This window comes from Acinetobacter sp. T_3_1, from assembly GCF_025377055.1.
GTDB classification, from domain to species: Bacteria; Pseudomonadota; Gammaproteobacteria; order Pseudomonadales; family Moraxellaceae; genus Acinetobacter; species Acinetobacter kookii.
This window is the reverse complement of the sequence record NZ_JACHVD010000010.1, coordinates 12,708-25,697: the sequence shown is the minus strand read 5'-3', so window position 1 is coordinate 25,697 and position 12,990 is coordinate 12,708. Positions and strand designations below refer to the sequence as shown.

At 42.9% G+C, this 12,990-nt stretch carries 12 protein-coding genes; 1 reads left to right on the top strand and 11 read right to left on the bottom strand.

Features of this window, described 5'->3' with window-relative positions; all coding sequences use genetic code 11:
- Positions 1 to 278: 278 nt before the first annotated feature.
- The 8 genes from rpe to H4I94_RS10555 form a co-directional block, all read right to left on the bottom strand.
- Positions 279 to 965: a ribulose-phosphate 3-epimerase gene (gene rpe, locus H4I94_RS10590; RefSeq protein WP_092818914.1), complete on the bottom strand. Its 687-nt coding sequence runs from the start codon at positions 963 to 965 to the stop codon at positions 279 to 281.
- Between the two features lie 445 nt (positions 966 to 1,410).
- Complete coding sequence (gene fghA / locus H4I94_RS10585; RefSeq protein WP_261183078.1) at positions 1,411 to 2,247, bottom strand: S-formylglutathione hydrolase; 837 nt, start codon at positions 2,245 to 2,247, stop codon at positions 1,411 to 1,413.
- Between the two features lie 11 nt (positions 2,248 to 2,258).
- A complete protein-coding gene (locus tag H4I94_RS10580; protein WP_261183077.1) occupies positions 2,259 to 3,671 on the bottom strand; it encodes a C13 family peptidase in 1,413 nt (470 codons plus the stop codon).
- A gap of 123 nt (positions 3,672 to 3,794) precedes the next feature.
- The gene (locus H4I94_RS10575; RefSeq protein ID WP_261183076.1) at positions 3,795 to 4,613 is read right to left on the bottom strand and encodes a class I SAM-dependent methyltransferase; all 819 of its coding nucleotides are present in this window, start codon (positions 4,611 to 4,613) and stop codon (positions 3,795 to 3,797) included.
- A complete protein-coding gene (locus tag H4I94_RS10570) occupies positions 4,607 to 5,431 on the bottom strand; it encodes an undecaprenyl-diphosphate phosphatase (RefSeq protein WP_092818918.1) in 825 nt (274 codons plus the stop codon). Before H4I94_RS10570 ends, H4I94_RS10575 begins: the two co-directional genes overlap by 7 nt.
- 12 nt (positions 5,432 to 5,443) lie before the next feature.
- Positions 5,444 to 6,109 carry a tRNA (adenosine(37)-N6)-threonylcarbamoyltransferase complex dimerization subunit type 1 TsaB gene (gene tsaB, locus H4I94_RS10565; RefSeq protein WP_261183075.1) on the bottom strand — a complete coding sequence of 222 codons (666 nt, stop codon included), beginning with the start codon at positions 6,107 to 6,109 and terminating at the stop codon, positions 5,444 to 5,446.
- A 131-nt stretch (positions 6,110 to 6,240) separates the two neighbouring features.
- A complete protein-coding gene (locus tag H4I94_RS10560; protein WP_261183074.1) occupies positions 6,241 to 6,771 on the bottom strand; it encodes a gamma carbonic anhydrase family protein in 531 nt (176 codons plus the stop codon).
- 13 nt (positions 6,772 to 6,784) lie between these two features.
- Positions 6,785 to 7,402, bottom strand: coding sequence for an NUDIX hydrolase (locus H4I94_RS10555; RefSeq protein WP_131274671.1), 618 nt, complete (start codon positions 7,400 to 7,402; stop codon positions 6,785 to 6,787).
- A gap of 125 nt (positions 7,403 to 7,527) precedes the next feature.
- On the opposite strand from H4I94_RS10555, the gene H4I94_RS10550 reads away from it, so the two are divergent.
- Positions 7,528 to 8,076 carry an NUDIX hydrolase gene (locus H4I94_RS10550; protein WP_261183124.1) on the top strand — a complete coding sequence of 183 codons (549 nt, stop codon included), beginning with the start codon at positions 7,528 to 7,530 and terminating at the stop codon, positions 8,074 to 8,076.
- A 65-nt stretch (positions 8,077 to 8,141) separates the two neighbouring features.
- On the opposite strand, the gene H4I94_RS10545 is transcribed toward H4I94_RS10550, so the two are convergent.
- From H4I94_RS10545 to H4I94_RS10535, 3 genes are read right to left on the bottom strand one after another with little or no spacing between them, the layout of a single operon-like run.
- Positions 8,142 to 10,100 carry a hypothetical protein gene (locus H4I94_RS10545; RefSeq protein WP_261183073.1) on the bottom strand — a complete coding sequence of 653 codons (1,959 nt, stop codon included), beginning with the start codon at positions 10,098 to 10,100 and terminating at the stop codon, positions 8,142 to 8,144.
- 21 nt (positions 10,101 to 10,121) lie between these two features.
- Positions 10,122 to 11,288, bottom strand: coding sequence for a putative pilus assembly protein FilE (filE, locus tag H4I94_RS10540; RefSeq protein ID WP_314732920.1), 1,167 nt, complete (start codon positions 11,286 to 11,288; stop codon positions 10,122 to 10,124).
- A 32-nt stretch (positions 11,289 to 11,320) separates the two neighbouring features.
- The gene (locus H4I94_RS10535; RefSeq protein ID WP_131274676.1) at positions 11,321 to 12,985 is read right to left on the bottom strand and encodes an OmpP1/FadL family transporter; all 1,665 of its coding nucleotides are present in this window, start codon (positions 12,983 to 12,985) and stop codon (positions 11,321 to 11,323) included.
- Between the last annotated feature and the right edge of the window lie 5 nt (positions 12,986 to 12,990).

The following is a 12,990-nucleotide window of genomic DNA, read 5'->3' as shown; positions in this document are numbered from 1 at the left end:
CAAGTCCGGTTAAATAATGCCAACTTAAACAATAAAGTTATTTTTTAAACAGTTCTATTTTTAAGCATAGATGAATAAAGCATCATATTTTTTAATGGTTTAACAAGCTAAAAAAGGACTCAATTGAGTCCTTTTTATACATTTAATGTCTAATTATTAAACTATTGATCTACAATTGTTTATAAACTAATCAAGTTATCCATACAGTTATCTACACAGATATCCATATGGTTATCCATAAAGTTATCCACAACTTAGCAATAATTAATTGTAGATTATTAGAGATTAACTGAACCTACTTTTGCCAGTTCCGAACGCATTTCATCAATGACAGCTTTATAATCCGGCTTGCCAAAAATGGCAGAACCAGCAACAAACATATCTGCGCCAGCTTCAGCAATTTCGCGAATATTGGCTGGTGTCACCCCACCATCCACTTCTAAACGGATGTCACGGCCAGAGGCATCAATGATCTTGCGTGCCTGACGAAGCTTCTCCAAAGTCATGGGAATAAATTTCTGACCGCCAAAGCCCGGGTTGACGCTCATCAACAAAACCTGATCGACTTTGTCCAGCACATAGTCCAGGTAATGCAATGGCGTGGCCGGATTAAACACCAGGCCTGCTTTGGCACCGCCAGATTTGATTAACTGTAAAGAACGGTCAATATGATCCGTCGCTTCCGGGTGGAAAGTAATAATGTCCGCACCCGCTTCCAGGAAATCACCAATCATGCGATCTACCGGCGATACCATCAGATGCACATCAATGGGTGCCTGAATCCCGTATTTTTTTAATGCCTTGCACACCCCGGCACCAAAAGTCAGGTTAGGAACATAGTGGTTATCCATGACATCAAAATGTACGACATCTGCACCTGCAGCAAGCACGTTTTCAACCTCTTCCCCCAAACGGGCAAAGTCGGCAGATAAAATGGAAGGTGCAATTAAATATGGCTTGGACATGGAGAGAACCTGGCTATGCATTTGAATTGATTTTTCACATTATAACAAATTGAACTTTGCTGCTGTGATTCAATCCTGTTTATTCAGGCTTGGATAAGATTAAAAAATAAGGAGCCGTTATAGCACTGCTGTCCCATAGTTGAATTGCAGGTGTTTGATTTGTGAGTGTAGCAGGGATGCCACACATTTCCCATCACGACAGGACGTCGTGTATGGGGAATAAAGACTTTTGCCTACTTTTGGTCTTTCAAAAGTAGGGTCCAGCCTACACAAAGAGACTTAAACTTTTGGAGAAAGGACAAGGCTGTGAAAAAATTAAATATCATGCGCTTAAACATAAAATTTCATCACACTGATTCGATGCTCAAATAAACTTCAAATTATGGGACAGTAGTGGTTGTTACAACCCCCTGTTTTTTGAATAAATCTGCGACTCAATCAGAGGTTATGCATCCAGTTGTACTGAATGGAATTGCAGATGATCATCCATAAAGGTCTGAATAAAGTAATAACCGTGGTCATAGCCAGCATGTTCACGCAAGGTCAGTGACTGACCTGCTTCGGCACAGGCCTGTTTGAATAAGGCCGGATTCAGCTGGCTATAGAACTGATCCTTAGCTCCCTGATCAATCAGAATTTCCTGAAACAAAGCACCTTTGGACTGAACCAGAGCCGTTGCATCATGCTTTTTCCATTCGGCCTGATCGACACCTAAATAATTGGAAAAGGCTTTCTCACCCCAAGGACATTGGCTCGGCGCACAAATCGGCGCAAAAGCGGATACCGATTTAAATTTTTCCGGGTATTTAAATGCCAGTGTCAGTGCACCATGTCCGCCCATGGAATGCCCGAAGATGCCTATCGCATCTGCTTGCAGTGGAAAGTTTTGCGTCACGACAGCATAAAGCTCATCAGCAATAAAGCTTTCCATTTGATAATGCTCAGCCCATGGTGCCTGAGTGGCATTGATATAAAATCCGGCACCCTGACCGATGTCCCAGGAATCTCCTGCTACCACCTGCTCGCCTCGGGGTGAGGTATCCGGACTAATCAGGATCAAACCCAGCTGGGCTGCTAAACGTTGTGCATGGGCTTTAATTGCAAAAGTTTCTTCAGTACAGGTCAGACCCGCCAGATAAAACAGAGCTGGACAGGGTTGGCCCGTTAAAGCCTGATGGGGCAAGAAAATTCCAAATTTTGCCTGTCCTTTTAAGCTATTGGAATTAAAGGCATAAATTCGCTGTTCCCCATCAAAGCATCGATTCGCTTGGATTAATTCCATCGTTCTTTTCCTTATTGTGCTGCCACACTTAATGGTAGGGTTTCTATTTTCATATCTGTCTGGGTTGTAGCGGGAAATAAGCGTTGCTCGAGTTGCGGCAACATAAATTCCATATTTTTGCCAATCGACCATTGCGGTTCAGAGGCTTCAAATCCTTGTGCGGTTTCCCATTGTGCCACCGTTTTTTGGGTCTGCTCAAAAGCATCTTTGATAGACATTTGCTCGCGCATGGCCTGATCAAAAAAAGCCCGCCCAAAATAAGTATAATCCGCTTCATTCGAACAGCCAAAAGATGCCCGGTCAGCCGCAGATGCGGTAATGATTAAAGTATTATCATCCTGCAAAGCGGGAACAAAACTCCCTGAATAACAGGCGGAAATGACAATGACCCGCCAACGGATACCGGATTTATCCAGAGTTTCCTTAAGCCATTTAGGATCGACATCATTTAAATCGATCGGATCATTTTCCATTTCAAACTGATTCGGCAAACCATGTGAAGTCATGTATAAAAATAACACATCACTTTCTTTATTCATTTGCTGCCCGATACGGCGCAAGGCTATTTCCATGCTGGTACGCGAAGCAATCGGGATTTGAGTTCGGGTTTCAGGATTATTAATCAGCACCATGGAACGGCCAAAAGTCCCAAAACGGGTATCAAACTGTTCTTTAATCCGTTCAACTTCCGACTTAAAGACATCTTGATAACCTGCACCGGCAACGCCCAAAAAGTACCAATGCGACTGGGCGAATTCACCATACTGGATCGATTCAATCGACTTGTTCAAGATACGGCTTTGGGCATAAAAAGCATCTTCAGCAAAAGTGGGGGGTGTCTCTTCAACCTTCCATATCGGTTGACTTTTCACCGACATTTGCCAGACCACAAGGGTGAACAGTGTCGCAGCGACAATCAGCGCCCGCTCCCACCACGGCCATTTCAGTTCACGTGAAAACACCCATACTACCGCCAGACTCTGCCAGACGAACAGCACCATGAAGATGGTCGGCAAATAGTCATAGAACAGGTAGGGTAAGACATCGATATAGCCCAGATACTGGATCAGGCTTTGCAATAGGGCGATATGGGTATCCAGTACCAGCCACAACAAGGCAGGTACCAGCATGAGACGAGGATTATTGATCCGCTGGGAAAGAAAAATACCGACGATGAGTGCAATAAAAGGCCACAACGCATAACTGATCAGGCCTTGCGGGTTAAACTCCCCAATCTCCTCGGAACTTAACCAACTGAATAAACTGTTGGCACAGCCGCCTAAAATTCCCCAGAAAATCAGTTGCAGAATCGATGGCCGAACAATTTGCAAAGATCGGCGCGAACCCAGAAAAAGCCACATCCCAGCAGTTTGGTTGCTTTTAAAATCATGCCAAAAATTGATGGAGGGTTTAAAGTCGATCATAAGATTTTCGGGGGGCTTTAGCTCGCGGATTCACAGTCTAAGTTTATGCTTGATGGAATTTTTATCAATGCTGCTTTGGAACTATATAACAAATTAATGCACATTATTGAAGCAATTACCCAACTAGTCTAGAAGATCATGCTGAAAGTAGGCATCAAAACGACAGGCATCTCCCTGCCATTGATGGTCCGGTTCCAGGTTGGCCAAATAGACAGCCAAACGTGGCCGCTTCACCACCACCCGTTTTGCCACTTGTTGCGCCAGAGGTAACAGGTGGTCGCCCAGATCCATTTCCCCATCTTCAGGCAAGAGCATATGGAGTAGCTGCATCTGCTTTTTCACTTGTGCCTGTTTCTTAATGGCTTGCTGGTTCTGGTCGCGCTGTGGAAACATCGGATCAAGATAAACCACATCCACCACATGCTGCTGTTCCGCCTGCTGGGTTAGGTAATCGGCAGAATCAGAAAAAACCAGATCAATTCGTGCTACAACTGAACTGAGAAAAGCATCATTTTGCGCATGGTTCTTGCTGTCTTCCAGCAAGGTAAACAAGATTGGATGGCGTTCAACCAAGGTGACATTTGCACCCAAATGTGCCATGAGCAAACTGTCATGACCTAAACCGGCAGTCGCATCGATTAAGGTTGGCTTTTCACCCAGGTTACAGGCTCGCGCAATCATTTCAGATTTTAGAGATGAGCGTTTTAAGCGTGGCACTTCGGCTTGCCAGTCGGGCTGCATCTTCATGCCATTGGCACACAACCACAGACCCGACGCATCTGCACATAAGGCCAGTTCAGGATTTAACCGCAAAAATCGGGCATTCAGCTTTTCAATAATTTCAAGCTTGACCTTTACTCCACGAGAAGAAAGCACAGCAGAATACTGCTGTGCTTTCTGTTGAAATTCCTGTTCTACAAATAAGCGGAGTTCGCTTACCATAATTTCCAGCCTGTAAATGCAAAAAGTAAGATTAAAAGACCGGAAGCAATGCGATACCAGGCAAAAACCATAAAATCACGTTTTGCCACATACGCCACTAAAACACGAATTAAAATCAAGGCCGAAACAAAGGAAACGATCAGACCGACGGCTAAAACGGTCCAGTCTTCAGTGGTCTGCATGACATCATAACTTTGATAAAGATCGAGCAGACCTGCACCGACAATCACCGGAATACCAAGAAAAAATGAAAATTCTGTGGCAGCCTTACGTGAAATACCTAGGAACATGGCACCAATAATGGTTGCCCCTGAACGTGATGTCCCCGGAATGAGAGACAGCACCTGAATTAAACCGATCCAGATCGCTTCTTTATAGCTGATGTTCTCGACTTCTTCGGCATTCACTTTAGGCGGATGCTTTTCAATCCACATAATAATGAAACCACCGACAATCAGGCCAATCGCCACGGCAATGTCATTAAACAGCAGATCTTTTACTGCCTGTCCGAAGGTCAGGCCAACCAGCACAATTGGAATAGAAGCCATGATCAGGCTAAAACCAAGATGACGACCTTTGGTCTCACCAGTAAACATGCCTGTCGCTGCGCCCCAGAGACGCGACCAGTATTCATAAATCACCGCTGCAATTGCACCCATTTGAATGGCGATCACAAATACATCGCTCTTTTCTTTGGTCCAGAAATTCATAAGTTCTGAAGCGAGAATTAAATGTCCGGTACTTGAGATTGGTAAAAATTCGGTAATACCTTCAACGATACCCATAATTGCCGCTTTCAGCAGCAGTAAAAGATCCATAGAAAACCCTGATTATGATTTGCCTTGTTCTGGAATTTTTTTCCAGGCATTGTCACGTAAATACACCGGTAATGCCTGTTCAGCACTCACCCAATGCTTTTGCTCCGCATGCACGCGTGCAATGGTCGCAATATCTTGCGCCGTTGCACTTAAGTCTTTGTATTGTATTTGTTCAGGCTTAATTAAAGCTGAACCCGAACCGACCAGTTCAAATTTGACGGCCTGACCAGCAGCACTATAATTTAACAGTTGCTCTGTATCCACAGCCTGCATAATGCCCTGCTGATCCAGCTGAAAACTCGCAATATAGACTTCATTCATACGCGCATCCAGCACTGCAGTTACTGCAGTTAAACCCGCCAGACGATATGCTGCCTGTGCCAAGGCTTGTAAGGTTGAAACAGGAACAACTGGCAGATCATTGGCCCATGCCAAGGCCTGAGTCACGGCCGCATTAATACGTACCCCGCTAAATGAACCGGGACCACGGCTAAATGCAATTGCAGTTAAATCAGCAGCAGACAATCCAAGCTGGGTAAAAGCCTGTTCGATCATTGGGAGAATCGTTTGCGTTTGTGCTTTTGCTCGCGCATCTAATTGAAAAAATAATTCTTGAGTGTCATCTACAATAGAAACGGAACACTGCTCATTGGCAGTTTCCAATGCCAGCAACTTCATGCACAACCTTAATTCATTTAAATATAAAAAACGTCGGATATCATACTCCACTCATGCGTGCGAGGCGAGATTTTCCATCTGCAGGATACAAAAAAGCCAAGCTCTGGCCTGGCTGAATATTTCGTCTCAAATCACAGTTCAACTGACTCTAACTGCTGAAAATTCTTGAAATGTTCCGCGTAGTGCAAGGCACTCATTTTGAGTTTGGCTTCAGCCGATTCATCCAGCGTTTTGACGATTTTCCCCGGCGAACCCATCACCACAGAATTGTCCGGAATGACTTTACCTTCAGGAATTAAGGCATTGGCGCCAATGATGCAGTTTTTACCAATCACGGCATGATTTAAAATCACGCTGTTAATGCCAATCAGCGTGTTATCGCCAACGGTACAACCATGCAGCATCGCTTGATGCCCAATCGTTACATAACTGCCGATATGCATCTCAATACCGGCATCGGTATGTAAAACGGCATTTTCCTGCACATTGGTAAAATCCCCCAGTCTGATCTTGCTGTTATCGCCCCGGATGACCGCACCAAACCAGACACTGACCTGCTTGCCCATTTCTACCTGGCCAATGACGGTCGCATTATCCGCAACCCAGCCATCCCAAGGTTGATGTGTTGCTTGAGGTGTATATCCCTTAAATTTATAGATCATGGGGTGAAGTTCCTTATTTACCGTATTTAATCTTGTTGCTATGAAAAGCGGGCGAATTTAATAAAAATGGCCATTCCTTTTGATAATCCAAACCATACTGAAACAGGGAGACCAGCATTCGCGCAGTTAAGCCCCAGACAATTTCATTCTCCACGCGCATGCTGGGAAAATACAAAGACTGATGAGCATAACGTACTTCATAGGGAATCGGCGGTGCATTCATTAAACTATGAAGTGATGCAAAAAAGATTCGGTCAATTTCAGCAGGTTGAGGAGTCAGCTGCACTTCAGGCGGAATCAGTCCAACCACAGGTTTGACCAGCATGCCATTGCGGGCTTTTTGCATGGGCAAATCGCCAATCAGTTGCACATCAAAGGGATTCAGCGCGGTTTCTTCATAAGCTTCGCGCAAAGCCACCACAATATTACTGGTATCTTGCGGATCTCTTTTGCCGCCCGGAAAAGAAACCTCCCCGGCATGATTGGACAAGTATAAAGAACGGCGCGTAAGCAAAACCTTGGGATCGGACTCATCGGTAATGGCAATCAGTACAGCAGCCTGAGCAGGCTTTACACGTGTAGAAAAGCGTAACCTGTGCTGTAATAATTGTATTAATGAGTAGTCATCCATGGGCTACTGCTCCTGCCTCTTGCTTTATTTCATCATAGCTGAATTTTTATTCCAAAGGATAGAAATGATGCCAAAGTTGGATTTTTCAGTTATGCTGATCAACACCTTGATCATTGACGATGAATATGAATTTCTGTGTAATTTGCGGACATAAAACAACGGAAAAAATTCCACTCGGCGACCATCAATTACGCCGTGTTTGTACAGATTGCGGCAATATTCATTACGTCAATCCCAAAGTGATTTGCGGTGCGCTCGTGCTTTGGGAAAGTAAGGTTTTGCTGTGCCGCCGTGCCATTGAGCCTCGTTATGGCTTATGGACCCTGCCTGCAGGTTATATGGAACTGTTTGAAACCATGGAACAAGGCGCTGCCAGAGAAACCCGGGAAGAAGCCGAAGCTGAAGTTGAAATCGAACAGCTCTACTGTATGTACAACATTCCCCGAATTGGACAGATTTATGTTCTGTTCAAGGCCAATCTCGTCAATGGAATATTCGGTGCCGGTGAGGAAACCATTGAATCCCGTCTATTTGAAGAACATGAAATTCCCTGGTCTGAACTCGCTTTTCCCAGCGTAGAACGAACCTTAAGACATTATTTTGAAGACCGTAAAACGGCTTCCTTCACTATGCATTTAGAAACCTTAGGTACCCGTTTGGATCATACCGGTTAAAAACCTTCTAGATTTGCAATTCAATAAAAAGCCCATCATGTGATGGGCTTTTTGTATTGTTCAGTTTATTTAATTTTAACCGTATAACATGGAGCTAAAGCAAAAGTTAATGTACCTCCCATTAATTTTGCAATTTCCTTATCTTGTGAAGTATGTGTGGGATTATTCGCATTATAAACTTTTTGGAAACTTGGTAATGTACTTGCCCATTTTACTTCCTCTACTTCAGAATCTTTAAATGTGACATCTGCTTTACCCGAGTTAAGATTTAAAAGATTAGTTACATTCAGTAATGCCCCACCCACCACAATACTTTCTCCAGTGCTGGAAGTCTTGATGTTAGTATTCATTCCGACTAAAGCACCGTCTACTTTTTTCAAGTTTGCGTTTGCCAATACCATACGCAAAGAAATATTTTTATCATTGGTGAAAGCACGAGAAACTGTACCAATACGGTATTGTTGAACTCCGTTCTGGTCTATATAGGTGGATGAATTAAAGCCTGTAGCCTCACAAGCGGTTTTTCCTGAAGATAATTCCGTATCCAAAGCAGTACTCATATCATCTTCAGTAGATCCAGGTTTCATATTGGTTCGAATGTTACCCTTTTCATCAATGACTATTCCCAGTACAACGTCGTTCACACTGGTATCGGTAAATTTAAAGGTCAGATTTGCATACATCGGGAAAATATAAGCTTCGCCAGATTTCGCATTATTAACGGATTTAAAGACCCTTTTATCTAGATAAGTAATAGGAAAGGTTTTATATAAATCGAGTGTACCCTTAAAATTTTCGCTGCCAATGGTCTGCGTCCATAGACCAAAATCCAGCTTATCCGCTGCAGTGACTTCTGTTTTTCCGGTAAGCAACTTATAGAATTGTTCTTTGCCGGCAATCATATAATCATTATATAAAGTGCCCTGATAAATACTTAAAGGTGTAATGACTTGATCGACCTGAAAATCAAAATTTCGATCGATTTTCTTCGTCACCGGGTTAATCCAATGATCTTGTGCATTCGCCGTCATCCGAATAGGTCGGGTGGTGGTCAGCAATTTGGTATTTAATCCACCTACCGTCGAAGTATCACTGACTCCTGGACCACGCCATTGCATACCACTGCCAAAGGTATAACCGTCACGGTCTGTAATCAACATGAAATGTCCAAAGAGATGCTGCGTTGAACTATCCTGCGTATTACACGTCTCTTTATTACAACCGACCAAACCATCTGAACCGCTTAAACTGCTAACTACTCCAGAGGTTGAGAATAGTGAAAATTCAGGTTGATATACTCCCGCATTCGAAATATTCATCAACATGCTGACAGTCGAAAATGCCTGCTCATTGGTTATATTTGAAATATTGAGCCAAGGTTTGATCAGTAATTCAAAGTCTGCATCTGCGGTATTTACAAAAGCATCTTGAGAAATTGACTGGCTAATTCTCTCCAGATCTACACGCATTTGATCAGTAATATATAAAGCTTGAATATCGGTCGGATCAGCAATTCCACCGTTTTGCAGCGCAAGTGCCTGTAATATTTTTGCCAAACGCATAGCTACTTTCACAGTGCTATCATTGGCATCCAGAGACCTAGCCGGTGTATTGGTCATACCCGAGGCAATGTCTAAAATAGTCAAGCGAGGTAATTGCGAGGTACTGACCTTGGCAATTTTATTGAGGTCTAGCGTTCCCAAATTAATTTGCTTATCTTTTTCCCCCTTAATGAAGAAGGTAATTTTATCACCGACCTTACATGCCCCTGTTGCTGCCCCGTCTTTTGCATCAAAAGTGGTCACGAAGCTATTTTTGGTATCACTACTACAGGTAAAATTTAATCCACTTAATGGATAATCCAGTGCAAATCCAAGACATCCCGTAGAACCAATCGTACACGTTCCATTCGTTGTACTACCTTCATAAACTTCAGGAATAACATTGGCACTTTCGCCACCACAACCACTTAAAGCCGCCATCAAGGTGGTGAGGGTAAACGGGAGTAAATATTTATTTTTCATCCTAATTCTCTTCTTATATCCTTAGCGAATTGCTATCAATTTTAATTGACCCTTATTGGTGAGTGCTTTGTTATCTACATCTATCGCACTGGCTAAAGGGGTTAATAATATATATTGGGTTGTGGAAGGAATATGAACGATTCCTTCAATTTTTTCATGCGAGGTAAAAGAAGCTGTAGCCTCATGATTCTTAAAGCCTCCAGCCCCTTCCAGCACACACCCATGGGTATCCAGAAAAACCACAAATGGCCAGTAAAAGGTCGGATTTTGTTGTCGTGAGGCATAAGAACTAATCTGGACATTCTGAATGGCATTGGAAACTTTCACAATTTCAAAATCAAATTGTTCTTTTAAGGGTGCCCGCGGCCAAACATTGACTTCTTTATCCAAACTGACAGTTTTGGCATTTTTAATTTTTTTATCCTGAATACATTGTTGACCTAAACTTGCAACAACATCCGCCTGGGAAACCCGATAATAGCTGGATGACAATGTAATGGGACCACTATCCTGTTTTTGATTCTTTTTGAAAAAAGATTGCAGCAGGGATTTGCTTACCCCTTTTTCACGTTCAACCATTTGTAAACGTGTCGCTCCATGCTTAGCATCAATGATGCCTTCGGGCATAGCATAAAAACGCTTCTTTCCTTCCAGATTAAATTCTTTGTCTTCCAGGTATTCATTTTTTATATATTGCGTACCATCAATCGTTACATAATTTTCCGTATTTTTAATTTCTTTTGGTTCTTGAGTAGGAGGCATGCTCGCCAGAGGTGTAGCTTCTTCCATTTTTTTAGACTGAGAGGAAGGCTGGGATACTACTTTTTCCTTTTTCTCGGCTTTAGGTGCTACATAAGTGCTTTGCGGTATTTTAGCTGCATCGGCATGGGTAGAAACTTTTGTTGGGGCCTTTTGAACTACTGTTTTATCTTCCTCTTTTACTTGCGATGATGTTGAAATTTGAGTTGCAGCGGCCTTAACTTCAGGCTGACTATTCTGGGAATGGGATTGAGTTTCTTGAACTCTCATCTCTATTGAGGAAGATTTACTCACTTCTGCTGATTGATTCTTGGGCGGAGATTTTTGCTGCACGATCATCGGCCGGCCATCTGGTCCAATGATCGTGTAAAACTCGCCCGCATATGAAAAGGACACTTGCACCATACAAAGTGCAAGTACCGATTTCACCAATGAATTCCCTTTCATTCTTTTCAATTCGCTTACCATCTTGTTCTATAGTTCAATCCTAAAATCGTAATCTTGGTATCTGTTTTTACGTTTAAACCTGCATATGGATTTAATAAAAGATTATTTACCCCTGTCTGGTTTGCCAAACTACTTGTATTTGCAGGAATATTGTCTTTACTACGCAGAAAGCCAATCGATAAGTCTAAATCAGTATCTGCATCAAAACGATAACCTACCCCAAGACCAAACAATTGTGCATTGTTAATCGGCACCATGGTATTTCGCTTATTATCAGGAATTGCACTGGTACGTGGTTCATAGCCAGCACGTAATTTCAAACGATCCGTTGCGGAATATTCCAGACCAATACCAAAATTCCAAGGTGAAGTAAATTCCAGCGGTAATGCGAGAGAACTATCACTCACGTTTTCAGAAAGCAACTTAGCAATTTTTAGCGCTGAAATTTGCCGGTCAAATTCAAATCTAAACTTGTCCCAGGCCTTATAGTCCGTCCAGCCTACATCAAAATTGACTTGTAAATCGGGTAAAAGCTTATATTTTATTCCTGCTTGAAAATGGGCTGGGTATTCAAAATCCATTGAAACCAGACCTGACTCACTTGCAGGAATATTATTAGGAAAACCTAAAATTGCAGCAAGAATTTGACCTGTAGGAGATGACATTAAACCATTGATCAGCTCACGTGGCGCGTTTGCGTTATCAATATGATATTTACCTTTCAAACGCATTTTTGCAGCACTTTGATATACCATACCAAAGCTAAAATCGTCAGTCGGCTCCCACAGCACGCCAAGGTTATAACTTGGGCTAAGTGATTGTTCCAAAGCAAGTTGCATTTGCCCAAACCGGCCAAATGGATTCATGCCTTCTTGGGCATTACATATGCCTAACAACAGAATGTCGGTAATAATGTCCGAGTTTTCTTTAAAAGGTGTACAAACGACTTCATCAATCATTCGCAACATACCAATTAATTCATTAGGAAAACGCAAATCCGTTTTTAAACCAATGGCCTGGTATGACATACCCACAGAAGCGCCGACGGATAACTCATCATTCACTTCATAGGCTATAGAAGGAGATAAATAGGTAATCCTTTCCAGAGCAACCTGTTGCCCCATATAATTCGCAGGATTGCCATTTTCCGCACCAAAACCGGCAACCAAAGGTGCATACATTGCCGTTGCAAAAGTTGTTTTTGAACCGGGTGGATTGTAAGCAATCCCCGCTGTAGGTGCGGCCATGGGCAGACCCTCACCCAGATCCACCATTTTTTTTAGTACCGGGACGTATAGACTGACGTATTCGACATCCCCATTTATGGTACCTTTAAAGTCTGTACATAAATCGGAAGAAACCTCTGGTCCGTCATTACACACCATCGGGTCATCTGAATAGCCAAATACGTTATATCCTGCAGGGACTTCGAACTCTCTTTTGATATCAAAGTTAGCCAGAATACCCTGAACATCGGTTTGTAGACCTTCAATTTTTGTCAAGGCTGCCGGGTTAAAATGAATAGCACTAATGCCAGGAGGGTCTGCAGTAACTGCATTCCCCATACTCAATGATCTGACATCAACCGATAAGTTGGTCCCTAATTGAGCAAAAGTTGCACTTGAACAGCCCGAAACGATAATTGCTGCGGCTAACGGGCGAAGTCGAATCTTGTACATACGAC